The sequence below is a fragment of the Paludibaculum fermentans genome, assembly GCF_015277775.1.
Taxonomy (GTDB): Bacteria; Acidobacteriota; Terriglobia; order Bryobacterales; family Bryobacteraceae; genus Paludibaculum; species Paludibaculum fermentans.
Genome location: NZ_CP063849.1, coordinates 7,652,261 through 7,675,917 on the forward strand (window position 1 = coordinate 7,652,261; position 23,657 = coordinate 7,675,917).

Here is a 23,657-nt window from a genome sequence, read left to right on the forward strand (position 1 = left end):
CCTAGTCCTTTCATCGTGGATAGCCGATTGCCAGTCGTGGTCGTGCTCGATCATGTACGCAGCATGTACAACGTCGGAGCATTCTTTCGCACAGCCGACGCCGTGAGGCTCGAGCGCCTGGTGCTGTGCGGCATCACCGCGCACCCGCCGCAGGAGGGTATCGGCAAGACCGCGCTGGGCGCCGAAGAGACCGTGCCCTGGGAGTACCACACCGATGCGCTGGTGCCGCTACGCATGATGCGGGCGCGCGGCTACCATGTGGCGGCCATCGAAACCGGGGACTCCGCAACCGATATTTTCGACTGGCAGCCGAGTTGGCCTGTCTGTGTCGTCTTTGGCAACGAGGTGGACGGTCTGGGGGAGGGCGTGCTGTCTTCCTGCGATGCCCACATCCGCCTGCCGATGAATGGTGTCAAAAACTCTTTGAACGTCGCCACCGCGGGCGGCGTCGTGGTGTACGAACTGCTGCGCAAATTCCGGGAGAGACGATGAACCGACTTTTTCTGCTGTGCCCGCTTTTCGTGATGCTTGCCGGAGCTCAACCGGCCACCATGTTTCCGCCCGTGCGCGGGACGCGGGAGATGGTGGGGGCCGGCAACAACTTCCAGGTGGAGGCCGGATGGCGGATGCTGACCACGGGCGGCAACGCCGTGGATGCGGGGGTTGCGGGGATCCTGGCGGCCACGGTGACGGAGCAGTCGCGCATCGGGCTGGGGGGCGAGGTGCCGATTCTGATCCAGATGGCCGGCAAGCCTGCCATTGCGATCAGCGGAGTTGGGACCGCCCCTGCGTTGGCCATACCGGAGTTTTACCGCGCCCGCAAGCCCGAGGCGTGGGAAGAGCCCAGCCGCATGGCTCCGATTCCTTCCATCGGGCTGAAGGCCGCCATTGTGCCCGGCATGTTCGACGGGCTCATCCTGGCGCTTTCGCAGCACGGCTCGAAATCGTATTGCGAGGTAGTCCAGCCCGCGATCGAGGCCGCGCATGGGTTTCCCATTCCGGATGAGTACGCTCGATTTATCGGTGAGCTCCGCAACTTCCTGCACCTGTGGCCTGCCTCCGAGCAGTTCTTTCTGCCCGGCGGGGAACCGCCCAAGCGCGGGGAAATCTTCCGATCGCCCACCCTTGCCGCCACGTTGGAGTCGCTCTGCACCATGGAGAAGAACGCCAAGGGCGACAGGGCCGCCAAGCTGCAGGCGGTGCGCGACGAGTTCTACAAAGGGTCCATCGGGCACAAGCTGGCCGATTTCTCGCAGGCCAACGACGGGCTGTTGCGGTACGACGATCTGGCGAAGTTCCATGCCGAGATCGACAAGCCGGCCGTCGGGACGTATCGCGGGTACGGCATTTTGAAGCCGGGCTTCTGGACGCAAGGGCCCGTCATGATCGAGGCGCTCAACATCCTGGAGCGCTTCGACCTGAAGGCCATGCGGCACAACTCGCCGGAGTATCTGCACACGGTGATCGAGGCTTTGAAGCTGGCCTTCGCCGACCGGGACCGCTATTACGGCGACCCCAAGTTTTCCAAGATCCCGGCCGAGGCGCTGCTTTCCAAGGAGTACGCAGCCGAGCGGGCCAAGCTGATCGACTCCGAACACGCGTCCATTGAACACAGGCCGGGCAACCTGGGCGGGCCGATGGCGCTGGCTGCCAACACCCATGGAGCGTCCATCGACCACGACACGACCTGTATCAACGTGGTCGACCGGTTCGGCAACGTCTTCTCGGCGACGCCCAGCGGGGCCTGGCTGCCGTCGGTAATCGCCGGGGATACGGGGATTCCGTACAGCATGCGGCTGGAGTCGTTTGTTCTCACCGCGGGTCATGCGAACCTGCTGGCGCCCGGGAAGCGGCCTCGCGTCACCTTGAGTCCCACCATCGTGTTGAAAGACGGCAAGCCGTGGCTGGCCATGTCGACGCCTGGCGGCGACAACCAGGATCAGGCGATGCTGCAGGTGCTGCTCAACCTGATCGATTTTGGGATGAGCCCGCAGGAAGCCGTGGAAGTGCCGCGGCTGCAGACGGAACACTTCTACGCCTCGTTTGGGAATCACGAGTTCAGCCCGGGCCGGGTCAATATTGAATCCCGCATTCCCGAGGCCACGGCCAAGAAGCTGCTCGACAAGGGCCACCGGTTGGCCATCCTGGGGCCGTGGTCGAACGGCTCAGCGCCCACCGTCATCCGCATCGACAATGGGGTGCTGGACGGCGGTGCGGATCCGCGCCGGTCGCGGTTCATCTTCGGCCGCTAGCCTGGCGGTTGAGCTATGTTGGGAAGCAGCCATGCTGCTGCCGATTTTGGCGCTCCTGATGGTCAGTCCGCCGGCCGAGACCGAACACCTTCCTTCCGCGGCCGGATTTGTCACCATCTGGCGCACCCATGCGTTATCCGGCTCTGCCCACGCCGGGATTGAGCGAGCCTTCCTCTTGGTCCACGGTGCCGGCCGCAATGCCGAGGATTACTACCGTTGGGCCCTGGCTTCGGCCATGGCCGCCGGTGAGATCGAGAAGACGATCGTCATTGCGCCGCACTTCAAGTCGCGTGCCGGCGGCGATCCCGTCGAGGCCGGCGAGTTGGAATGGTCTGGAGGCGGCTGGGCCTCCGGTGAATTGTCCATCGCAGGCAAGACCACATCCTACGATGTGATTGATCTGGTTCTGGAGATTCTGAACTCTTCTGAACGGTTTCCGGATTTGAAGGAAGTGGTGGTCGCCGGGCACTCGGCCGGAGGCCAGTTTGTCCAGCGCTACGCCGCGGTCAACCGCATGGAGGCCCGGATGCGCGTACCGGTCCGGTATGTGGCGGCCAACCCGTCCAGCTACCTGTACTTGAATGAACTGCGGATGCAACTGGGCGCAACCTGCTCAGAGAATGGGCGATGTACGGGCAAGTTCGTCAAGTATTGGGACGCGGCCAACTGCACCACGTACAATCAGTACCGCTACGGAATGGAGAAGCGCACCGGGTATGCGGCGGGCACGTCGGAAGAGAACATTCTCGAACTCTATCCGCGGCGCAAGGTCACCTACATTGTCGGAGCGCTGGATACCCGCACAGACGACTCGAGCCTCGACCGTTCGTGCCGCGCCATCGCGCAGGGGCCGAATCGGAAGGAACGAGGCCTGATTTTCTACAACTACATGAAAACGCAGTTCAACGCCGTGCACACCCTGGAAATCGCCCCGGGCTGCGGCCATTCCGCGGTGTGCGTGTTTGCCGGACCGGCCGGCGTCAAAGCGGTCTTCGGAAAGTAAGCTCAGGCGTAGGTCTGGCGCCAGTCGGCCAGGCTTTTGGCCATAGTGTCGCGCACCGTCACATAACCGGGGTTGTCGTAGCGATTGTTCTTCTCCAGCGAATCCTGACGGAGATCGTAGAATTCGTTCGAACCCTGGCCGCCGTCGCGGATGATCACCTTGTAGTAGTTGTCGCGGGCCATCTCGGTATCACCCATATCCGCGAACACCAGGTCCGACCAGGATTTCTTCTGCGCCGGTACGCGGTTCATGACGACCTGCAGGAAGTCGCGGCCGCACAAGGACTTGGCGTCGGCCTTCAAGCCTGCCGCCGAGCATAGGGTGGGGAAGACGTCGTAAGCGCTCACGACTTCAGGCCGTGCGGCCTGGACCGGAAACATGCCGGGCCACTGCCAGATCATCGGTACGCCGACCGCCTCGTCGTACATGTTCGGCGGGTTGGAGGCCCGCCCGTCGCCCCAGAGCCCGTGCCGGCCCAGCAGGTGGCCCGACGTGCCGGTGAAGACGACCAGCGTGTTGTCGAAGAGGCCCTTGGCGAGGAGCTTGCCGGGCAAGGCGGCGAGTTGGCCGTCCAGTTCCGTTAGTCCGGCCGCATATTTGCGCAGGTTGCCCAGCGTGTCAGACAGGTATTCCTTGCCGAGCGCCGCATGCGCAGACACCGGCATGGTGCCGTAGCTCTCGAACTTCGCCGAGGCGAAGCGCGCGTGGAACTGTTTGGCGCTGCTCTGCTGGAGCAGCATCGGGCTGGGGTAGGAGAGCGCCAGGAAAAACGGGGCGTCCTTCTTCTGCTCGTCGAGGAAGGCCAGCGCCTGGCTGGTGACGGCTTCCGCACCGGAACCCTTGCCCGAGATAGCGGTTCCAGCCGAGCTGAACCCATGGCCGGGGGCGCCCGATGCGGCGTCCCACAGGCCCGCATAGCCGCAGCGGTAGCCGTTCTGCGACAACACATCCGATAGGAGTTTCTCGCTGGCGAACGAAGCCGGCAGGGCTGCTCCGGCGTCATGTAGGCCGTGCTGCCTGGGCGTCCGCCCGCTGAGCAAGGTGATGCGGTTGGGCGTCGCGGCGGGCGTGCAGGCGAAGCTCCGGACGAAGCGCGACCCGCCGGCCGCCATGCGGTCGATGTTTGGAGTGGGGATCTCCTGATTGCCGTAGCAGCCCAGGACCCACGAAGGGACTTCATCCGCCATGATCAGCAGGATGTTGGGTTTGGGTCCGGGCGCATCGCCCTTCTTGCCGCGCCGTTGGGCGAAAAGAGGCGCAGCGGCGGCGCCGGTCAGGAATGTTCGTCGGGTCCAGTTCATCTTGCGAGCAACTCCAAACTATTTAGCCTACAGGACATCGGCAAAGCCGCGCTTCAGGTGGCGGAAGAACATGCCGCCAATCGCGAAGACGGCGATGGAAACGGCGGCAAGATAGAGGAAATCTTCGAGCGAGGGGATGGTGGCGGTCAGTAGCCGCTCCCGGTAGCCTTTCACGACGTAGGCCAACGGATTCCAGCGGATCAGGAAGCGTGCCCGGACTGGAAAGGCTGTTTCGTCGATAAAAATGGGGGTGATCCAGAACCAGGCCGTCAGCATGACAATCACGACCTGGGCAGTATCGCGCAGGTACACCTGCAGGCTGGCGGCGATCCAACCCACGCCGATCGCGAAGAGCCCCAGAAAGACCGTATAGATGGGCAACAGCAGGATCAGGACACTGAAGTGTCCAGTGGTAAAGCGGACTACGCCGATGGCTATGGCAACGGCGAAGAGGTGGCTCCCCAGGGAGGACAAAAATAGAGTGACCGGAACGATTTCCGAGGGAAAGACCGTTTTCGTAATCAGGTTCGACTGATCGAGCAGCGCCGTGGCGGAGCGTTGGACGGTATCACTGAAGAGCAGCCACGGCAGATATCCACAGAAGAGGCAGAGGGTATAGTTTCCGCCGCAGGCCGCGCTGGGGGCGGGCGCCTTCATGCAGTACTGAAAGACGAAGACCCAACTGGCCAGGGTGACCAATGGATGGATCAGGGTCCAGAGCCACCCGGCGGCGCTACCGACAAAGCGCTGGCCGAAATCGCGGCGCACCATCTGGTAGATGAGGGCCCTGCGTTCGACCAGGACGCGCAGGAACATCGCGCCGGGCAGACGTAGACGGGGAGTCGGGATAGCTGCGGTGCTCAAACTTGAATTCTAGCAGGCCTGTTGAATACGGACCTTCAGGTCCTTTTGAAGGCGTGCGGTGATATATTGGTGTCATGCCCGAAGGGTATCTGCCAATCTTCATCTTCCTGGTCGTTGCGACGCTGTTCCCTTTCATTCTTTTGATGCTCGCTCGCTTCGTCCGGCCCCAATTGCCATCGCTGGCCAAATTGGAGGCCTACGAGTGCGGTATCAAGGCGGCGTCCAACTCGCGCGGCAGGTACACGGTCCGCTTCTACATCGTGGCCATCCTCTTTGTGGTCTTCGACGTGGAAACCATCTTCCTCTTCCCCTGGGCTGTGCAGTTCAAGCAACTCGGCTGGTTTGGAGTGAGCGAAGTCACCGTTTTCCTGGCGATCCTGGTGGTCGGATACATCTGGGCATTCAAAAAGGGAGCTCTTGAGTGGGTCTAATCAGAACTGGATGGGTCCCCGCAGTGTGTGTTGCGCTGGGACTGGCTGGAAGTGTGTCCGCGGCCCCGAGGCTGCGTCTCAGTAGCGCAGCGGTGGGCCCCATCAGCACGGCGAGCGCCGCCGATGCTCCGGCCCAGATGGTGGAAGCCTACAACATCGGCGATGGCCAACTCGCCCTGCAGGTCAGCTCCAATGCGCCGTGGCTGTCCGGGTATCTGGGTGAGGCCGCGAACTGCACCCTGCGCGCCGGACTTTGTACGCCGATCAACATCGCCTTATCCACCGCCTCGCTCGCCAAAGGCCGCTATACAGGCCTGCTCACAGTGGCCGACCCGAATGCTGTGGATGCGCCGCAGACCATCTCAGTGACGGTGCAGGTGGGCGGCTCCGTGCCGGATTCCATCGACTTCCACGTCGCGCCTGGCGGTTCTCAGGAATACGTGATTCAGGCCAACAACCTGCTCGGAATCATCCCTTCAACGGAAACCGGGGGCAGTTGGCTCAGCCTCCTGTCCGAAGGCGGCGGAAGCTTCCGGTTCAACTTCAACTACCGGATTCTGGCCCGGCACCTGGAAGGCATGGCGGACGGCCAATACGCCGGAAAGCTCAACGTATTCAATTCCGTCGTGAATGAGGAGAATAAGCAGGTTCCGGTCACCTTGACGGTGACCAGCGGACCGATCCTCGTGGTGCCGGAGCGGCTGATGCCCCGCCTGGCCGCGGGCGGACCCGCAATGACCGGCCTGCTCGCCCTGGGCAACCGAGGCGGCGGCGATCTGCAGGCATCCAGCGTGACCTGGACCACCGCCACCGGCGGCGATTGGCTGGCGGCGGAACTGGTCAGTGACGGCAGGGCCGTCGCTTATGCGGTGAACCAGGCAGGTTTGGAACCGGGGCTGTATAACGGGGTCCTCGAAATTACTTCCAACGCATCGAAGTCAGTCCAGCAGATTCCCATCACTTTGGACGTGATGGCCGCTGAGTCGCCCATGGTTGCGCCGGCATCGGTGCTGGATATTACTACCCTGGAGGCAGGCGCCGCCTTAGCTCCGGGTTCACTCGCCAGATTGCAGGGCACACAGCTTTCGGCGCAGCCGAAGGCGATCAATGAGGGCGTTCCTTTGCCCGATACGCTGGGTGGTGTTCGCGTGCTTATCAATGGCCTGCCGTCGGCGCTGTTTTCCGTGGCGCAGGACGAGATCCTGTTTCAACTCCCATATGGAATCGAAGCAGGCGAGGCACTGCTGCAGGTGGAGCGCGACGGGCAGCTAGGCAACCAGGTGGAGCTCACGATCATCCCGCAGGCTCCGCGCGTGGAATTGGCCGGGTCAGGCACCTATGCGAAGGCCATGTTCGACGATGGCAGCCTGGCTCTTCCTTCCAGCCTGGGCGGACGTCCGGCCATGGCAGGCGAGACTCTGAATGTTGCCGTCACCGGACTGGGCCGCACGGAACCTGGGACCGCTACCGGCCAGGCGCCCGATCCGGCGAATCTCGTGGCAGCGCCGGTGCGCGTGTCGTTCGGCAGCAACCTGTTCAGCGAGGGCGTGGTGACCGATGCGGTGAGCGCTGGACTGATTCCCGGATTGCCCGGCCACTACAAGGTGAAAGTAACCGTGCCGGAGGGCGTCACCCCCGGCGACAGTGTCAACCTCATCGTCTTTGCGGGCGGTGTTGCCAGCAACAAAGTCCAAATCGCGATTCAATGACCGAACGCCTGTATTACACGGATTCCTCGCTCGCTGACTTCGAAGCCAGCGTGCTGAAAGTGGACGAGAGCCGTACCCGGGTCGTTCTCGACCGGACTGCGTTTTACCCCGATTCCGGCGGCCAACCGCGCGACCATGGCCAGATCAATGGCGTCGAGGTCGTCGATCTCGTGGAAGAAGAAGGCGAGCTGATTCACGTCCTGGGTGCAGCTCTGCCCGCGGTTGAAGCTGTCCAGGGGCGTGTGGACCGGGCACGCCGCTTCGACCATATGCAGCAGCACAGTGGGCAGCACCTGCTCTCCGCCGTGTTCGATGCCCTGTTCGGGTACGCCACACTGAGCTTCCACATGGGCGCCGAGGCCAGCACCATCGAGTTGTCCGCGTCCGCCCTGGATTCCGGGCAGTGCCAGGCGGCTGAACGCCGCGCCAACGAGATCGTGTTCGAGAATCGTCCGCTTTCAGTGGCCTTCGAAGAGGCTGCCGAGGTGGAGGGGTTGCGCAAGGAGAGCAAGCGCGAAGGACTGCTGCGGATCGTATCGATCGAAGGGATCGACCGCTCGGCCTGCGGCGGTACTCATGTCCGGCACACGGGCGAGATTGGCCCGATCCTGCTCCGCAAGCTGGAAAAGATCAGGGGGAACGTCCGAGTCGAATTCCTGTGCGGACATCGCGCCGTACGGCGGGCGCGGCTTGATTACGATGCGCTCTCGCAGATTGCGCGGCTCTTCTCCTCCCCCCTGGATGACACTGCTGCTTTGGTCGCTGCCCAGTTGGAGGATGCTCGGGAGGCGGAAAAGAGCCGCCGTAAACTGGCGCTGGAGATGGCCGCTTGCCGTGGCCGCGAGCTCTACGCTCAAACCAGTGAGGGGCCCGATGGCCGCCGGCGGTACCTGGATCAGCGCGCCTCAGGACCTCTTGACGACGAAACACGGGCCGTCGGGCAAAGCTTCTGCGCGCAGTCCAATGGGCTTTATGTGGCCACTTCCGCCCAGCCTGCAACGATCCTGGTGGTGGCCTCGGCGGATGCCGGAATCCACGCCGGAAATCTTCTCAAACAGGCTTTGGCTGCGGCAGGTGGACGAGGCGGCGGAAATGCTCAGGTGGCGCAAGGCAGCCTCCCCTCGGCCGAGGCGGTGGCTGCCCTGTTACCTCAATTGGGCTTCTAGCGGAGCGGCGCGAGCGAGAGCAAGGCCAACCCGGCAACGAACAGCACAAACATGAGGATCAGGCGAGTCCTGACTCCTCCCTGCGCGCCAGCGAACTCCTTCCAGATCAATAGGCCCCAAAGCGTGCTGACCAGGGTGGCGCCCTGCCCCATCGCGTAAGAGGTAGCCGGCCCGACGTTCACTGATTTCGGGGTACTGGAGGCCACGAAATTCGCGATACAGCCGATCGTCCAGATGATCCCGCCGAGCAGGCCGAGCAAATGCTGCTTGCCCGAGCCCTGGAAGTAGTCGCGCATGCCCAGCGGCGCTCCCTCCACCGGCATATTCATGAAGAAGATGTTGAACACCGGGGTCGACAGGAAGACACCTACTGCGAACAGGAACGCCGCCGCGTAGGGGCCAAGCCCCAGGTCGCTCTGTTTGCTCAATTCCACCAACGGGTAGAACAAGCCCATCAGGATGCCGGCGGCGAGGCTCAACATGATTCCCTTGAGTGGACCCGTCTTGGATCCCTTTGCGGAAGGCCGCTGGATGGCGCGAGCGCCCGGGACCGTCTTCAATTCCTCTGTCGCCACCACGGGACGCTTGGAGGCGTTGTATGCGGCGTGCGCCATGGCCGTGGCCAGGATCGCCAGCAGAATCAAAGCCATTCCGCTGAACACGTAAATCGGGTTTCCGCTGGGCCGGATGATGTGATTCAGGACCGTCCCCACGATCAAGGCCAAGCCGATGCCCACCGGGAAAGCGACAGAAAGTCCGGCAACCGAGATTGCCGCCACCAGCAGGATGTTGGCCAGGTTGAAGATGACGCCTGCCGCGAGAGCATACGCCATCTGGGTCTTGGACGCGACGGTGAGATTATCCACGAACGAGAATGCAGGGCCGGCGAGATCCGTGGTGGGGCCGTCGATGGATCCGAACGTAAAGGCCGCTACGGTAGCCGCGATCAGCACTCCAATCGAATAATCGAAATAATACAGTTCAAAACGCCATTTGCCCGACAGCTTCAGGGTATTCGCCCACGAACCCCAGCAGACCATCGATAGTACGGCCAGCAGGAGCGCGACCGCGTAGGTGGAAGGAATCATCATAAGGATTTAGTTCGTCTCGACGACTTGCCTCAAACTCTGTACTATATAACAGCGAAACCGGGGAGGCCGCGTCCGAAGCGCCTCGGCGATTTGCATCTCTCTTCAGACGGCGTCCGTTCGGGGAGTTGGCGCCGGCTGCGGCACACAGGAATTTCCAGGCCGTCCGGGCACTCGTTGGTGTGTGCGCCACAACTTCATCCTGGCCGTGACTGCCGCGGGCGTTCGAGGTGATCCCCGAGGCCTCGCATCTCCATCCAACCGTTCCAACCGGAGACCGAATCGGGCTCTCCATCCCCCACGCCGCACGGCGCATCAAACCCACTCAGCCCGGACCGGCAATCGGAGCCCGGCGCGCAGGCGGGAGTCCAAAATAAGCACAGCCGCGATGCCTCCTCGCAGACGGCTGACCCGAAACACATTATTGCGCTTAATGGGGTCGAGGAAAAGCTCCATTTTGTTGGACGGGCGCGCGCAGCGGATGGCATTGGCCTCCAGATAGGGGAGCCGTGCGGAGGGTGACCCGTCCGGCTGTTTCACAACCCTGGGTGTCCTTCGTGAAATACTTCAATGGATATGCCGTGGTGCGCTGCCGCTTCCAGGTTGCTGCCTGGAAGGAGTGCGGTGCGATCGCGGCCGGCAGATAGTCTATGCACATCCTAGTTCCCAACCTCGGCTCCACCTCCCTGAAGTACCAGATTCTGGATATGCCGGGCGAGCACGTGCTCGCCAGCGGCCGGTTTGAGCGGGTCACCGACTACCGCTCGGCGATAGGCGACATCCGCTCCGGCGACACCACGGTTGACGCGGTGGCCTTCAAATCGGTCCACGCCGGCCCCCACTACCGGGGCACTTTCGTCATTGACGAGGGAGTGGAGGCAGCCATGCGGGAGTTCCTGCTGGCTGCTCCGGTCCACAACGCCATCTACCTCACGGCGGTGGAGGCGTTCCGCGAAGCCATGCCCGGCGTCCCCCTGGTTGGCGCATTCGAGACGGAATTCCACCGGACCATGCCTGACTTCGCCCGCTTTTATGGCGTGCCGGCCGATTGGCGGACGCAGTTCGGGATTGAGCGGTATGGCTTCCACGGCGCCTCCCACGAGTTCATCAGCGGACGCGCGCCGGAGTTCCTGGGCCGCCCCAAGGACGAGTTGCGGACCATCAGTTGCCACCTGGGCGGCAGTTCCTCGATCTGTGCCATCGACCGCGGTGTGTCCGTCGATACAACCATGGGGTTTTCGCCTCAATCGGGACTCGAGAACGCGACCCGCCACGGCGACCTGGATGTGTTCGCCGTACTGTACATGATGGACCGCAACAACTGGTCCACCGAAGAGGTGCGCGGGCAACTGGCGCGGACCAGCGGTCTGGCCGGTCTCTCCGGCATCCCGTGCGGGGACGTCCGCGACATCTCCGCTGCCGCCCAGGCCGGAAGCCAGGATGCGCAGCTTGCCCTGGATGTGTTCACCTACCAGGTTCGCAAGACGATCGGCGCCTATACGGCGGCGATGGGCGGGGTGGATGCGGTTGTCTTTACCGGCGGGATTGGCGAAAACTCCCCGGTGTTGCGGCGGAAGTCCTGCGAGGGCCTGCTGCACCTGGGCATCGAACTCGATGCTGAGCGCAATGAAAAGGGCCAGGGCGACCGCCTTCTGTCCAGCGATAGCTCGCGGGTGAAAGTGCTGGCCCTGGCCGCAAATGAGGAGATCGTGGTGGCGCGCCGCGCCTACCGGGCTCTGACAGCCTCGGCCTAGCGCGCCGGACGGGCGCTAATGCCCGCCTTCGGAAACATTCACCGGATGATCCAGTTTTAGCTTGCCGTCGGTGCCCGTGGGCGGGGCGGCAAGCAGCTTCTCTTTCCGGTAGACCAGGGTCGACGTGTTGTAGCTGGCGAGTTCGAAGCCATGCCCGTGGGTGATGGCGTCGGTCGGACAGGCTTCCACACAGTAGCCGCAGAAAATGCAGCGGCTGTAATCGATGTTGTAGACCTCGGCGTAGCGCTCGCCGCCACTTATGCGCACCTTTTCCGTGTTGTCGGCGGCCTCAATGTAGATGCACTGCGTAGGGCAGGCGGCCGAGCAGAGGAAACAGGCGACGCACTTTTCCAGGCCGTTTTCGTCGCGCTGCAGCACGTGCAGCCCGCGATACCGTTCCTGGAACTTCGGCGGGGCGTCGGGATAGTCGTCGGTGATGACGGGATTCATCATCTCTTTCAGAGTGATGCCCATGCCCTTGGCGATTGCCGCGGCACCGGAGAGAATGTCGTTGATCGTCGGCATATATTCCCAGCTACTGTCGCTCTCTTCTGCTTCCGTCCGGCTCCACCCGGGAGCCTAGTTCTTCGAACCTCAACCAAACTTTGCTTCCGGCACCTTGTCGGTGGGCCGGAAGATCGCCCTGCCCGCCCGCTCGGCGAGCGTCTCCAACTCGCGCTTGTGAAACCCCGTCCACGTCCACGAGATCCGGCGGTCCGGCTCAATCAGGAACATGGTAGGCACATGCGTAATGCCGTACGCGTTGCTCACCGGATAGCCGTCATCCGCCTTGTCCAGCAGATTCGGCAGCTCCACCTCAAACGCCTCGTTGAACTCCTGCGCCCGGTCTGCTTCGTCCTGGCAGACCGCCACCACCTGAAACTGACTGTCCTGCAAACGCTGCAGATAGGGCAGCGTCAACTGGCACGTGGGGCAGGACACCTTGTAAAAAGTGACCAGCGCGGGACCCTTGGCAAGAATCTGTTCCAGGGAACGGCTGCCACCTCCCGCGAGTTCCAGTTGGAAATCCGGTGCGGTCTCGCCAGTCTCCAGGGTGCGTTCCGGCCCCTTCCCCATACGCTTCCAGTCTAACAACTTGCGAAACAGGAGCAGGGGCTCCTCAATCCAGCGCCTTGCGCAACTGGTGGGCGGCTACCAGCAGCGGATCGTTCACTGTCGCATACGGCGGGGCGTAGGCCAAATCCAGATCCGCGAAATCCTCGACGCGCATTTTCGCCGCCAGGGCGGCGGCCACCACATTGATGCGTCCGGCCGCGTCCTCGTCGCCCGCGATGGCCGCCCCCAGCAGCCGCCGGGAATTCCGGTCGGCTACGAGCTGCACCTGCAACATCTTTCCACGGAAGTACTTAGGCCGGGCGCGCGATTCGATCAGGACATCCACGGGGGAGAAACCGTCGCGCCGAGCCTGCTGCGTGGAAAGGCCCGTCATCGCGACGGCCATGCCGCCCACCCGCACCACGGAAGTGCCCACGATGCCGCTGAAGCGTTCCCGCTGCCCGGCTGCATTCGAGCCCGCCACCCGGCCCATTTTGTTCGCTGTTGTGCCCAGCGGCACCCAGACCGGCCGGCCGCTGACGACGTGGGTAGTCTCGCAGCAATCGCCGGCCGCGTAGACTCCGCTCAGCGTGGTCTCTTGCTGTTCGCTGACGCGCAGGGCGCCGGTCCGGCCCAGTTCCGCGCCGGCTTCGGCCATTACTTCCACATTCGGCTTCAAGCCTGTGGCGCACAGCACCAGGTCGTACGGCAGTTCGGCCGGCGCTGCGGCGCGGGTGTTCAGCCTGACTTCGACCCGGCAGCGCTCCAGTCGCTCGACCAGTTTCTTTGTCAGCCAGTCTTCTTCCCGGTGCAGCAACTGGGTCCCTTCGTGGAACAAAGTGACCGCCAGGCCGCGCGCGCGCAGGGCGGTCGCCATTTCCAGGCCGATGTAGCCGCCGCCGATCACGGCTGCCGTGCGCGGTTGGCGGGTCCGCAGGAACTCCTGCAGCCGTTCGGCGTCGACATCGGTGTGCAGATTGAAGACGCGCTCGTGTTGAATTCGTTCGGCCGGCCGCGCACCGGCCGCCCACACCAGACGGTCGTACCGGATACGTTCGCCACTCCGCAGTGCTACTTCGCGGCGCGAATGCTGCACGGTGGTGACTTCGCAGCCGGTGCGAATCCGGATGTCTCGTTCCCGCTCGAAGAATTCGGGCTTGTAGACGGTGAGCTCGTCCATCGAGCGCACCTGGCCCTCCACCCAGTACGGCATACCGCAGGCTCCGTAGGAGATCCGGTTGCCCTTCTCCAGGACGACAATTTCGAGGGATCGGTCCAGCCGCCGGGCTCGTGACGCAGCGCTGAGGCCGGCCGCCACGCCGCCGACTACCACCAGTCTCATTCGCGGACGCCACCCTTCTTACGCGCTCGCTGCGTCTCGACGAAATTGAGGATGTCGAAGGGCTTGGAATCCCGGTCGGGAAAACACAGGTTCACCGCCTCGACCTCGCTTTCAGCAATGCGGAAGACTGTCGCCAGTTTCGTGATCACCAGCAACTCGATCGTGCGGCGGTTCAGCCCGAACATCGGCATGACCCCGCCGGCTTTGTGGAACTTGGTGTGGGCCACGACCAGGCAGCCGAGGGCGCTGGAGTCGATGTAGTCCACGTCGCTGAAGTCCAGCACCACCTGCGTCCGGCCCTGCGTATATAGCGCGTCGAGCGTGTTGCGGAACGTCTCCACCGCTTCGCCGATCATCAGCCGGCCGTGCGGGGCCAGAATCATGACTCCGTCGTGCTCTCTGCGTTCTATTTCGAATGGCATCGGAAACCTATATTGTATGTGCTATGCAGTCTACCGCCATTACCCGCCGCCAATTTGGGGCGCTGCTGGCCGCTTCGGCCGTTTCCACCGCCGAGGCCGCTCCGCCGCGCCTGCGGCGCTCTGAGAGTTACTTCGGACTCCATTTTGACCTGCATCCGAATGAGAAGGACACGGTTCTGGGGAGAGATGTTACAGAGGCGATGGTGGAGAACCTGTTGGCGCAGGCGCGGCCGGACTTTGTCCAGTATGATTCCAAGGGACATCCCGGCTGGCTCGGCTGGCCCTCCAAGGTGGGTCCGTCGGCGCCCGGCATCGTGCGGGACTCCCTCGAGATCTGGCGCAAGGTGACGGCCCGGCGCGGCGTGGCGCTTTACATCCATTTCTCCGGCGTCTGGGACAGTGAGGCCGTCAGGCGCCATCCGGATTGGGCGCGCGTCGGACCGGCCGGCGAGGCAGAGCCGAATCAGACGTCCACCTTCGGACCGTACGTCGATCAGTTGATGATTCCGGAGTTGCGCGAAGCCGCCTCGAAATACGAACTCGACGGCGCCTGGGTCGACGGGGAATGCTGGGCCACCAAACCGGACTATATCCAGGCGGCCCTGAAGGCCTATGGCAAGCCCGCTCCCAAGTCGTCTCGTGATCCCGGTTGGAACGACTGGTTGGAATTCCAACGGGAGCAGTTCCGTAAGTACGTCCGCCACTACGTAGACGAAGTTCACAAGACGAACCCGGGCTTTCAGATCGCCAGCAACTGGTTGTACTCCACGTTTGTGCCGGAGGAGCCGGACCTGCCTGTCGATTTCCTCTCCGGCGACTACCTGGGCAACGCCAGTATTTCCACCGCCCGGCTGGAGGCACGCTACATGGGGCAGACCGGCCGGCCCTGGGACCTGATGGCCTGGGGCTTCCAGCAGGCTCAGTCGAACGCCATCGGCCACGTTCACAAACCAGCCGTGCAACTGGAACAGGAAGCATCGGTGGTACTGGCCCAAAGCGGCGGCTTCCAGATCTACTACGTCCCCACGCGTGCGGGCTACTTCGAAGAGAGCCACGTCAAGACGATGGCGCAGGTGGGCAAGTTCTGCCGCTCCGTGCAGGCCGTTTCGCAACACACTGAGACGGTGCCGCAGATCGGGGTGGTCTTTTCCCGCGAAACGCTGTACCAGACCTCGAACAAGCTCTTCGGCGGGTGGGGGAAGGCCTCGGATCCGGCTCGTGGTTGGCTCGACCTGCTGCTCGGCTGCCAGTGGTCCGTGGACGTCCTGCCTGATTGGAAGCTCGATCGCGTGGCGGTCCGCTATCCGTGCATCGTACTGCCGGATTGGGCAGCGCCGGGCCAGCGGGTCAAGGATCAGTTGGTGCAGTACGTGAAGGGTGGGGGCAAGCTGATTGTCTGCGGCGCCGGCAACGCGGAGCTCTTCTCGGCCGAAACCGGCATTCGTCCGCTGGGGCCGCCGGCCGACACACCCGCCTTTGTGCAGGGTGCGGTATTGGGCAATGTGACGGGCCGATGGCTCGACTTCGATCCCGGCCTGGCTCAGGTGCTGGCGCGGCGATTCCCCGACTTGGACACCACTGCCGCAGGGACGCCCGCCGCGGTTTCCTTGAGTTTGGGGAAGGGCACGCTGGTGGTCTGCGCCGGCCCGGTGGGTACGGTCTATGCGGCCACGCATGCCGCGTCTGTGCGCACCTTCGCCCGCAATCTGGTCGCGCCCCTCTTCGAGCCTCTCGTCAAGGTAAGCGCACCGCCCTCAGTGGAGGTGGTATTGCGCAGGAAGAACAGCCAACTCCTGGTGCACCTGCTGAACGCCACCGACATGCAGGTGGCGGGAGACTACTCAACGGTGGACTTCGTTCCCCCTCTGGCTGGTTTGAAGCTCTCCTTTGGGGCTCACAAGCCGAAGTCGGTTAAGTTGGAGCCGACGGGGCAAGCGCTCGAGCCAGCGCTGGTCGACGGGAGTTGGACGGTCGGAATTCCGGTCCTGGAGATGCATCTCGTGGCGGTCGTGGTAACATAGAAATGTCCGTGCAACGCGGGCCTGTAGCTCAGTTGGTTAGAGCGCTACCTTGACACGGTAGAGGTCACAGATTCGAGTTCTGTCAGGCCCACCACCCACCCTTCCGCATCGCCTTTAGCAGGCGAACCATGTGCTCCGTCGGCGAATCCGGCCGGAGGTGCCTCACGGGACGCGGTAGAGCACGGCGCCGCAGGCCGGAATCAGTTCGTACCCGTCATCAAGCCCCAGCGTTGTCTCGCTCCCACCCAGCAGCAGATGCCCGCCTCGGAAGAGGGTATTCCGAATCTCGCCCAGGATGCGCCGCTTCGTCGGAACGTCAAAGTAGATCAGCACATTCCGGCAAAAGACCACATCGAAAGGACCCATGGCGCCCATGCCCTGCCGCAGGTCGAATCGTTCAAACCTGATCATGTTCCGGATTTCGTCCCGGATCACCCAGTCCAGCCCATCCCGCCGGAAATACTTCACCAGGTATTGGACCGGGAGCCCACGATTCACCTCGATCTGCAGGAAGCGGCCCTCGCGTGCCCGTTCAAGAATCTGATTGGACAGATCGGTGGCGGCAATCTGGATGTACCAGTCGTCCAGTCCCATCTCGCGCAGCATCATCGCCAGGCTGTAGGCTTCCTGGCCGCTGGACGCGGCGGCGGACCAGAAATTCAGCCTGCGCCGATCGCGGCGCCGCTCCATGAGTTGCGGCAGCACGATCCGGCGAAGGGCGTCGTATTGCACGGACTCCCGGAAGAACATCGTCTCGTTCGTGGTCATGGAGTCCACTACCTGCTGACGCAGGCCTGCCGGGCTGACGGCCCGCAGCAACTTGCAAAGGTCGTTCAGTGAGCCCAACCTTTGTTTGGTTACGATCGGGCTGAGCCTCGCCTCCATCAGGTAGTGCTTGTCCTGATCCAGCACGATGCCCGATTCACGGTATACAAACTCCTGGAGAAATCGATAGTTCTCCGGATCCAGCCGGGCGTCTGCTTTTTCCGGCCCATTCAGCGTCGTGCTCATTCTGCTTATCGTCCTTAGGTTTTCCGGATTCGCCGCACGATTTCCGGCACTATCGAGTCCAGAGGCAGGATGGCGTCTGCCAGCCCGGCGGTGGCCACGGCGCCCGGCATCCCCCAGACAACGCTGCTCGCCTCGTCCTGGGCCAGCACGGTGGCGCCGACGGCCTTCAAGGTGGACGCCCCGCGCAGTCCGTCGAGACCCATGCCGGTGAGTACGGCAGCCAGTACTCCTGCGCCGTACACCTCGCCAGCCGACCGGAACAGTACATCCACCGAGGGCCGGCAGGAGTTCTCCGGTGGCGATTGATCCAGCCGTATGGTGGCCCGGCCGTTCTCCCTCCTGACGCGCATATGGAAATCCCCGGCGGCGAGCACCACGGCGCCCGGCCGGACCGGTTCGCCTTCCGCCGCCTCAACGACGGGAAACGGACAGAGCCCGGACAATCTGTTCGCCAGCAGCTTGGTGAACTGTGCCGGCATGTGCTGGACAACCAGGATGGGCAACGCAAACTTCGGAGGGAAGCTTGGCAGGATGCTGGCCAGCGCCGCCGGGCCGCCCGTTGAGACCCCGATCACCACGGCTTGGCCCAGGCTGCGCTCTGCCTGGAATTGGGTTGGAGGCGCCGTGCCCGCCTGGCCACCTGCCCTTGCCGCCGACACTCGAAAGAATTGCCGGATCTTCGGCGCCAACTCACAGCGAACCCGGGCTGCGTCCTGCTCGGAGGGGGGCTCCTGGGGCGGCTTGGATACATAGTCGTCCACCCCCTGGGCCAGCGCCTCCAGTGTTGCCGGAGCGCCCCGTTCCAGTGCTGCGCTGATCAGGATTACCCGCATTTCCGGATACAGGCTGCGGACCCGGCGCAGGGTGTCGAGCCCGTCTTTGTCCCCGGCTTCCAGATCGAGAGTGAGAACATCGGGATTGATCTGGGGGATCCGCTCCAACGCGACCGTTCCGGTGGCGGCTGCTCCCACCACCTCGATGAGGGGATCTGCCTCAAGGGCGTGTGCCAGCAGCCGGCGCACCATAACGGACTTGTCCACTACAAGCACCCGGATTCTCGACCCGGGTGCCAGTTCCCTTCGCGCTCGGGATGCATGCATGGTCCCTACTCCAGCAACCCGATGATGCGCAACTTGTCCGCGATCATCTCCCGCGTGAACGGCTTCATGAGGTACTCGTTGGCTCCTGCTTCCATGGCCCGAACCATCTGGCCCATGCCCGTCTCGGTAGTGACCATGAGAAGTGCTGTCGATAGGGCCTCGGGCTTTGTCCTTACTGCCTGCACGAACTCCAGCCCCGTGATGCCAGGCATGTTCCAATCGACAAGCACCAGATTCGGACACGAAAGCGGCGGTTCCAGTAACTTCAAAGCCTCGGTGCCACTGGCAGCCTGGGTTACCTCGAACCCGAGCGCTGCCAGTTCCCTGGACAGAATCATCCGCATTGCGCGTGAGTCATCCACCACCAGTGCGTTCATTGCCAGCTCCCCTTCAGATCGTGAATTCGCCAACCAGCTTCTGGAGATGGGCGGCCATCTGGCTGAGCGATCGGGCGGCTTTCTCTGAGTCGGCTGTGCCGGCTGTCGTGCTGCGCGCAGCCTCGGCTACGCCGGCATTGTTCTTGGCGATCTCATTCGTGCCCTTGGACGCTTCCATGACATTGCGCCCAATCTCATTGGTGGTGACCGTCTGTTCCTCCACGGCGGAAGCGATGGTGTTCGAAATGTCGTTGATCTGCGCGATGATGGCGGTGATTTCGCCAATTGCCTTGACCGCGCCGACAGTATCACCCTGAATGGCTTCGATCTTCTGGCCGATCTCCTCAGTCGCCTTCGCTGTCTCCTTCGCGAGTTCCTTGACTTCATTGGCGACAACCGCGAAGCCTTTGCCTGCCTCTCCGGCTCGAGCCGCTTCGATAGTCGCGTTCAGGGCCAGAAGATTCGTTTGCTGTGCGATGGAGGTGATCACCTTGATCACCTGGCCGATCTCGATGCTCGACTCACCCAGCTTAGTGATGGTCTGATTCGTGGTTTCCGCGGTGCTGACCGCGTTGCGGGCGACTCGCGCCGCTTCATTCGCGTTCTTGGCGATCTCGCGAATGGACGACTGCATCTGCTCGCTGCCGGAAGCCACCACGGAAACATTCTTGGAAACCTGTTCGCTGGCTGCGGAAACGACATTCGCCTGAGTCGCGGTCTCCTCCGCATTGCCCGCCAACTGCTGGCTGATCGAGCTCAGCTGTTCAGAGGCCGTCGACAGCGAACTGGCGTTTTGCGCAATCTGATGCAGGCTGCCGCGCAGATCGTCGGCCATCTTGTTGATGTTGTCCTTGATGCTGGCATGGTCGCCCCGATACTGGCCTGCGACCCGTGCCGTCATATCCTTCCGCGCAATCCGCTCCAGCACGACCGCCGCCTCGTTGACCGGCTCCAGAACCGCATCCAGGGTCTTGTTGACACCTTCCACGATCGAGCGGTACCCGCCTTCAAACCGCGTGACGTCGCCGCGTGTCGATAGTTTCCCTTCTACCGCCGCCTTTGTGAGGGTCTCCGTCTCAGTTGCCAGGCGCCGCACCGCTTCCACCACTTTCACGAAGCTCTTGCCCAGCACATCCTTCTCCGAACTTGCCGTGATCTGCACATTGAAATCACCCGCGGCGATGCGCTGTGCTTGTTCAGCTCGCTCGCGAATCACAGCCGTCATCGTTCGAAAGGCGCGTGCCAGCAAACCAAGTTCATCCTTGGTGTCAAGCTCCACATTCACGCTGGCATCGCCCTCAGCCAACTGAGCCGCGGCGTTCTGCATCGCCTTCAGCGGCCGGCCGATCATTACAGCGAAAAGCATGCCCAAACCGATGGAGCTGAAAACGCCCAGTCCCAGGAATGCCATGATCTTGGTCCTGGCCTCACTGGCAGCTACTTCATTCGCCTTGCGGTCGGTTTCTGCTTGTTTGGCGTTGATGTCGATGAGCGCTTGTATGCTATTGCGTACTTCCGACTGCAACACCCGTAGCTGGCCAAACATCATGTCCTTTGCCTGAGCCTCGCGGCCCGCCTGGACCAAGCCAATCACCTGGTCGCGCCCTCGTTTGTACGTGGGCCAGCTGGTGCGGAACTTCTCCAGCATCGACTTTTCCTCATCCGTGAGATTGGTCTTCGAGTACGCGTCGATGCGGGCCTCGAGCTTGTCATTGTCGTCCTGAATGGCGCTTACAGCCCGCTGCCGCTCCTCCTGGCTGTTGCTGAGCAGCATGTTGCGCACCTCGGTGCGAATGTTCAATACCGCTGCATTGGCGTACCCAAGATCACGAATGGGCACAAGGCGGTCAGCGTATAGCATGGACGACCGCTGATTCATTACGCTAAGGCCGGATAACCCAACCCAACCGATGAGCCCGGCAATGCACGCCACCAGGGCGAACCCGGCCTGAAGCTTGGCGCCGATTTTCAAATTGTTAAACCACTGCATGAAACGTCCCCTTCTTCGATCACTTGGCCGGCCTAGCAGGCCAGTTGCCCAACCACCGCGTCGAGATTCAGCGTCTGCCGAATGTCCAGCACGAGCAGCAGGCGGCCCTTGAGTTTGTAAATGCCGCTGACGAGGCTGCGCAGAACCGGGTCGAGGCTCTCGGGAGGAGCTTCGAATGCCTGCTGTTCGCCTTCCACGACGTCCCCGATCTCATCGACCAACAGGCTCACGACCCCGTCTTCCGTCCTGACGACGACGTTCATCGATTCTTCTCCGTCACCCCTGGAAGGCAATCCGAGGCGTTGACGCATCTCTATGGCCGTGACAATCTGGCCGCGCAGATTGATGAGACCTCGGATGACGGGTGGAGCCAGGGGCACCGGGGTCATCGCCTGGTGCCGCAGCACTTCCTGGACCTGGGTCACATCGGTGCCGAAATAGTGGCCGGCCACCACGAAGGTGGCATAGCGGAGAGCTGCCGGACTGTCGATTGTTCTGTTTGCGGACGCCATGGAATCAGACTTTCTCCCTGGACAATTCACTGCTTCTGGACTTTGAATCGATTGCGGCAGCCAGGCAGCTCAGCTCCACTTGCGCCGCGCTTGTGCTGCCGCCGATCCATTCAGCCCAGCCAACCCTGAGCACGGTCTCGAGGTCGAGCAGGTCGGTAAATCGTTGCCCGATGATCGCGGAGCCCAGCAGGCCACGCCGTCCGCTGGCTTGGCTCATGCTGGCGCTGTCCTCCACGATGTCTGCCAGGCCATCGATCAGGAGTCCCAGGGTGCGCTCGCCGGACTGGAAGACCACCGCCTGAACGGGGTCTTTTCCCGACGCTGTATCACCGAGGCCAGGCTCCAGAATCGGCGCCAGGGGGATCAGGGGTAGTATCCGTCCCCGATACTGCACCGCCAGCCGGTTGCCCGCCCGCTCCAATTGGGATTGTGGAAACTCCTCAAGCCTCGAGACCGTGGACAAGGGCACGGCCAGCCGCTCAAATGGCCCTGAACGAAACAGCAGGAACGCCTGCTTGCCAGCCGCTTCCTGGCCGGTCTCAGCGGCCTGCTCGCTGTGCTCCCGTTCGCGGCTGCTGTTCACCATTGCCCCGCAGCGCTGGGCAATGCCCAGTACGTCAAGGATTAGCGCCACACGGCCATCACCCATGATGGTTGCGCCCGCATAGCAGGTCAGCCCCTTCAGGTGCTTGCCCAACGGCTTGACGACGATCTCCTGCGTATCCCGTATTCCATCCACCACCAGCCCGAACTGGCGGTCCCCGGCCTGCAACACCGCAATGTTGACAACCTCGGAATCCTCTTCCCGCGCCGGGCATCCCAGCACCGTGCGCAGGTAAACGATCGGCAGCAGATTGCCGCGCAGCCGGTACACCGCGGTCTCACGGATCCGCTCAATCGAATGACGCGCGGTGTCCCCCTCCAGCCTGACAAGCTCGATCAGGCTTACCTGGGGGATGATGAAGTGCATTGTGCCGCCCAAGGGGCCGGCCCGTTCAGGCCTGGGTGCTGAGCGCCGTTCTCCCAGCGCCACCACCAGTCCGGGAATGATGGCCAGAGTGAGCGGAATCTTCAGGCGGATCGTCGTGCCGGCTCCGGTCCGGCTTGAGACTTCGGCCGCGCCGCCAATCCGCTCGATGTTCGTACGCACTACATCCATGCCGACACCGCGGCCGGAGACGCTGGTGACCATCCGGGCGGTCGACAGGCCCGGCTCGAAGAGCAGGTTCAGTATTTCGCGCTCCGACAGCGATTCCGCCTGCGCTGGCCGCAGCAGGCCTGCTGCAATCGCCTTGGCCTTGACGGCCGCCGTGTCCACTCCACCGCCGTCATCGGCGATCTCGATAATCACCTGCCCGCCTTCGTGGAAAGCGCGCAGCGTGAGACGGCCCTCAATCGGCTTGCCCCTCGTCTTCCTCAGTTGCGGTTTCTCAATGCCGTGGTCGCAGCAATTCCGCACGATGTGCGTAATTGGATCCTTGATCGCTTCAATGATGGTTTTGTCCAGCTCAGTGCCGGCGCCCTCCATCTCGAGCGATATCCGCTTCCCACACGCCATCGCCACGTCGCGCACCAGCCGCGGCATCTTGTTCCAGACCACCCCGATGGGCTGCATCCGCGTCTTCATGACGCTCTCCTGCAGTTCCGAGGTGATGAGGTTCAGGCGCTGCGAGGACGATATCAGCGCGGCCCCTTCCTGGCTGGAGGTGAATTGAAGGATCTGATTCCTGGTGAGCACCAGCTCCCCAACCAGGTTCATGAGCTTATCCAAATGATGCACATCCACCCGTATGGCCGAATCGGCTACAACACTCTGGGCGCGTTGAGGCGCCGAATCGCCTTCCATCGGGGTGCGCGCGCCGGCTGGTTTGCCCTCATCCGTGGCGGCCTCCAGCAGGCGGCAGAGCTCATCATCATTGGTTTCGGCCTCGCGTCCCCCGGCTTCGATAGACCCCAGGTGGAGCCGCATGGCGTCGACAGCCCGCAGGATCAGTGAAGTCAGCCCGGTCGTCAGCTCCAGTTCAAACGAACGCAAGCGGCATAGGATATTCTCCGCCTGATGGGCCACCCGCTCGAGCCGGCCGAAGCCCAGGAAACCACAAGTGCCCTTGATGGTATGGAAAGTTCGAAAGACTCCGGCGAGCAACTCCGGCTCACCTGGGTTCCGCTCCAGTTCCACCAGTTCCTGGTCCAGGCGGCTGAGGTTCTCACTGCTCTCGATCAAAAACTCTTTGATAACTTCCTGATCTTCCATGGGC

Annotated in this window: 21 protein-coding genes and 1 tRNA gene; 9 read left to right on the forward strand and 13 right to left on the reverse strand. The window is 62.8% G+C overall.

Annotation, left to right across the window (positions count from 1 at the left end):
- Positions 1–36 precede the first annotated feature (36 nt).
- The 3 genes from IRI77_RS30315 to IRI77_RS30325 are packed head-to-tail and all read left to right on the forward strand — an operon-like array spanning position 37 to position 3,255.
- Positions 37–492, forward strand: coding sequence for a TrmH family RNA methyltransferase (locus IRI77_RS30315; RefSeq protein WP_228486858.1), 456 nt, complete (start codon positions 37–39; stop codon positions 490–492).
- Entirely contained in the window at positions 489–2,252 is a 1,764-nt protein-coding gene (locus tag IRI77_RS30320) for a gamma-glutamyltransferase family protein (RefSeq protein WP_194448698.1), read from the forward strand. Before IRI77_RS30315 ends, IRI77_RS30320 begins: the two co-directional genes overlap by 4 nt.
- Positions 2,253–2,283: 31 nt before the next feature.
- Entirely contained in the window at positions 2,284–3,255 is a 972-nt protein-coding gene (locus IRI77_RS30325; protein ID WP_194448699.1) for an alpha/beta fold hydrolase, read from the forward strand.
- 2 nt (positions 3,256–3,257) lie between these two features.
- On the opposite strand, the gene IRI77_RS30330 is transcribed toward IRI77_RS30325, so the two are convergent.
- Positions 3,258–4,556 (reverse strand): sulfatase family protein, encoded by a 1,299-nt coding sequence (locus IRI77_RS30330; RefSeq protein WP_194448700.1) that lies wholly within the window; start codon positions 4,554–4,556, stop codon positions 3,258–3,260.
- Positions 4,557–4,583: 27 nt separating this feature from the next.
- Positions 4,584–5,420: an ABC transporter permease gene (locus IRI77_RS30335; RefSeq protein WP_194448701.1), complete on the reverse strand. Its 837-nt coding sequence runs from the start codon at positions 5,418–5,420 to the stop codon at positions 4,584–4,586.
- Positions 5,421–5,494: 74 nt separating this feature from the next.
- Between IRI77_RS30335 and IRI77_RS30340 the strand changes: the two genes are divergently transcribed.
- The 3 genes from IRI77_RS30340 (at position 5,495) to IRI77_RS30350 (ending at position 8,726) form a co-directional block, all read left to right on the forward strand.
- On the forward strand, positions 5,495–5,851 hold the full coding sequence (locus IRI77_RS30340; RefSeq protein ID WP_194448702.1) for an NADH-quinone oxidoreductase subunit A: 357 nt from the start codon (positions 5,495–5,497) through the stop codon (positions 5,849–5,851).
- Between the two features lie 92 nt (positions 5,852–5,943).
- On the forward strand, positions 5,944–7,560 hold the full coding sequence (locus IRI77_RS30345) for a hypothetical protein (protein ID WP_194448703.1): 1,617 nt from the start codon (positions 5,944–5,946) through the stop codon (positions 7,558–7,560).
- A complete protein-coding gene (locus IRI77_RS30350) occupies positions 7,557–8,726 on the forward strand; it encodes an alanyl-tRNA editing protein (protein WP_194448704.1) in 1,170 nt (389 codons plus the stop codon). Before IRI77_RS30345 ends, IRI77_RS30350 begins: the two co-directional genes overlap by 4 nt.
- Here the strand turns inward: IRI77_RS30350 and IRI77_RS30355 are convergent.
- Positions 8,723–9,817: a hypothetical protein gene (locus IRI77_RS30355; protein WP_194448705.1), complete on the reverse strand. Its 1,095-nt coding sequence runs from the start codon at positions 9,815–9,817 to the stop codon at positions 8,723–8,725. The genes IRI77_RS30350 and IRI77_RS30355 overlap by 4 nt on opposite strands.
- A gap of 647 nt (positions 9,818–10,464) precedes the next feature.
- Between IRI77_RS30355 and IRI77_RS30360 the strand changes: the two genes are divergently transcribed.
- A complete protein-coding gene (locus IRI77_RS30360) occupies positions 10,465–11,568 on the forward strand; it encodes an acetate/propionate family kinase (RefSeq protein ID WP_194448706.1) in 1,104 nt (367 codons plus the stop codon).
- 15 nt (positions 11,569–11,583) lie between these two features.
- On the opposite strand, the gene nuoI is transcribed toward IRI77_RS30360, so the two are convergent.
- The 4 genes from nuoI to IRI77_RS30380 all read right to left on the reverse strand — a co-directional run bounded on the left by nuoI (position 11,584) and on the right by IRI77_RS30380 (position 14,388).
- Positions 11,584–12,093 (reverse strand): NADH-quinone oxidoreductase subunit NuoI, encoded by a 510-nt coding sequence (gene nuoI / locus IRI77_RS30365; RefSeq protein WP_194448707.1) that lies wholly within the window; start codon positions 12,091–12,093, stop codon positions 11,584–11,586.
- 69 nt (positions 12,094–12,162) lie between these two features.
- Complete coding sequence (locus IRI77_RS30370; protein ID WP_194448708.1) at positions 12,163–12,645, reverse strand: peroxiredoxin family protein; 483 nt, start codon at positions 12,643–12,645, stop codon at positions 12,163–12,165.
- Between the two features lie 43 nt (positions 12,646–12,688).
- The gene (locus tag IRI77_RS30375) at positions 12,689–13,966 is read right to left on the reverse strand and encodes an FAD-dependent oxidoreductase (RefSeq protein ID WP_194448709.1); all 1,278 of its coding nucleotides are present in this window, start codon (positions 13,964–13,966) and stop codon (positions 12,689–12,691) included.
- The gene (locus IRI77_RS30380; RefSeq protein ID WP_194448710.1) at positions 13,963–14,388 is read right to left on the reverse strand and encodes an STAS domain-containing protein; all 426 of its coding nucleotides are present in this window, start codon (positions 14,386–14,388) and stop codon (positions 13,963–13,965) included. Before IRI77_RS30380 ends, IRI77_RS30375 begins: the two co-directional genes overlap by 4 nt.
- A 23-nt stretch (positions 14,389–14,411) precedes the next feature.
- On the opposite strand from IRI77_RS30380, the gene IRI77_RS30385 reads away from it, so the two are divergent.
- Both IRI77_RS30385 and IRI77_RS30390 read left to right on the forward strand, forming a co-directional pair.
- Positions 14,412–16,409, forward strand: coding sequence for an alpha-amylase family protein (locus IRI77_RS30385; protein WP_194448711.1), 1,998 nt, complete (start codon positions 14,412–14,414; stop codon positions 16,407–16,409).
- A gap of 17 nt (positions 16,410–16,426) precedes the next feature.
- A tRNA-Val gene (locus IRI77_RS30390) sits at positions 16,427–16,503 on the forward strand.
- A 68-nt stretch (positions 16,504–16,571) separates the two neighbouring features.
- Here IRI77_RS30390 and IRI77_RS30395 read toward each other — a convergent pair.
- From IRI77_RS30395 to IRI77_RS30420, 6 genes are read right to left on the reverse strand one after another with little or no spacing between them, the layout of a single operon-like run.
- Positions 16,572–17,420, reverse strand: coding sequence for a CheR family methyltransferase (locus IRI77_RS30395; RefSeq protein ID WP_194448712.1), 849 nt, complete (start codon positions 17,418–17,420; stop codon positions 16,572–16,574).
- A 14-nt stretch (positions 17,421–17,434) separates the two neighbouring features.
- Positions 17,435–18,520 carry a chemotaxis-specific protein-glutamate methyltransferase CheB gene (cheB, locus tag IRI77_RS30400; RefSeq protein ID WP_194448713.1) on the reverse strand — a complete coding sequence of 362 codons (1,086 nt, stop codon included), beginning with the start codon at positions 18,518–18,520 and terminating at the stop codon, positions 17,435–17,437.
- Between the two features lie 5 nt (positions 18,521–18,525).
- The gene (locus tag IRI77_RS30405) at positions 18,526–18,897 is read right to left on the reverse strand and encodes a response regulator (RefSeq protein WP_194448714.1); all 372 of its coding nucleotides are present in this window, start codon (positions 18,895–18,897) and stop codon (positions 18,526–18,528) included.
- 13 nt (positions 18,898–18,910) lie between these two features.
- Positions 18,911–20,887, reverse strand: coding sequence for a methyl-accepting chemotaxis protein (locus IRI77_RS30410; RefSeq protein WP_194448715.1), 1,977 nt, complete (start codon positions 20,885–20,887; stop codon positions 18,911–18,913).
- A gap of 32 nt (positions 20,888–20,919) precedes the next feature.
- Positions 20,920–21,399, reverse strand: coding sequence for a chemotaxis protein CheW (locus IRI77_RS30415; RefSeq protein WP_194448716.1), 480 nt, complete (start codon positions 21,397–21,399; stop codon positions 20,920–20,922).
- 4 nt (positions 21,400–21,403) lie between these two features.
- Complete coding sequence (locus tag IRI77_RS30420) at positions 21,404–23,653, reverse strand: chemotaxis protein CheA (protein WP_194448717.1); 2,250 nt, start codon at positions 23,651–23,653, stop codon at positions 21,404–21,406.
- Between the last annotated feature and the right edge of the window lie 4 nt (positions 23,654–23,657).

Bases quoted from the DNA above. Each gene is read 5' to 3' on its own strand.
- IRI77_RS30320 (WP_194448698.1), top strand. From the start codon at position 489: ATGAACCGACTTTTTCTGCTGTGCCCGCTTTTCGTGATGCTTGCCGGA.
- IRI77_RS30325 (WP_194448699.1), top strand. From the start codon at position 2,284: ATGCTGCTGCCGATTTTGGCGCTCCTGATGGTCAGTCCGCCGGCCGAG.
- IRI77_RS30330 (WP_194448700.1), bottom strand. From the start codon at position 4,556: ATGAACTGGACCCGACGAACATTCCTGACCGGCGCCGCCGCTGCGCCT.
- IRI77_RS30340 (WP_194448702.1), top strand. From the start codon at position 5,495: ATGCCCGAAGGGTATCTGCCAATCTTCATCTTCCTGGTCGTTGCGACG.
- IRI77_RS30350 (WP_194448704.1), top strand. From the start codon at position 7,557: ATGACCGAACGCCTGTATTACACGGATTCCTCGCTCGCTGACTTCGAA.
- IRI77_RS30355 (WP_194448705.1), bottom strand. From the start codon at position 9,817: ATGATGATTCCTTCCACCTACGCGGTCGCGCTCCTGCTGGCCGTACTA.
- IRI77_RS30360 (WP_194448706.1), top strand. From the start codon at position 10,465: ATGCACATCCTAGTTCCCAACCTCGGCTCCACCTCCCTGAAGTACCAG.
- nuoI (WP_194448707.1), bottom strand. From the start codon at position 12,093: ATGCCGACGATCAACGACATTCTCTCCGGTGCCGCGGCAATCGCCAAG.
- IRI77_RS30370 (WP_194448708.1), bottom strand. From the start codon at position 12,645: ATGGGGAAGGGGCCGGAACGCACCCTGGAGACTGGCGAGACCGCACCG.
- IRI77_RS30375 (WP_194448709.1), bottom strand. From the start codon at position 13,966: ATGAGACTGGTGGTAGTCGGCGGCGTGGCGGCCGGCCTCAGCGCTGCG.
- IRI77_RS30380 (WP_194448710.1), bottom strand. From the start codon at position 14,388: ATGCCATTCGAAATAGAACGCAGAGAGCACGACGGAGTCATGATTCTG.
- IRI77_RS30385 (WP_194448711.1), top strand. From the start codon at position 14,412: ATGCAGTCTACCGCCATTACCCGCCGCCAATTTGGGGCGCTGCTGGCC.
- IRI77_RS30395 (WP_194448712.1), bottom strand. From the start codon at position 17,420: ATGAGCACGACGCTGAATGGGCCGGAAAAAGCAGACGCCCGGCTGGAT.
- cheB (WP_194448713.1), bottom strand. From the start codon at position 18,520: ATGCATGCATCCCGAGCGCGAAGGGAACTGGCACCCGGGTCGAGAATC.
- IRI77_RS30405 (WP_194448714.1), bottom strand. From the start codon at position 18,897: ATGAACGCACTGGTGGTGGATGACTCACGCGCAATGCGGATGATTCTG.
- IRI77_RS30410 (WP_194448715.1), bottom strand. From the start codon at position 20,887: ATGCAGTGGTTTAACAATTTGAAAATCGGCGCCAAGCTTCAGGCCGGG.
- IRI77_RS30415 (WP_194448716.1), bottom strand. From the start codon at position 21,399: ATGGCGTCCGCAAACAGAACAATCGACAGTCCGGCAGCTCTCCGCTAT.
- IRI77_RS30420 (WP_194448717.1), bottom strand. From the start codon at position 23,653: ATGGAAGATCAGGAAGTTATCAAAGAGTTTTTGATCGAGAGCAGTGAG.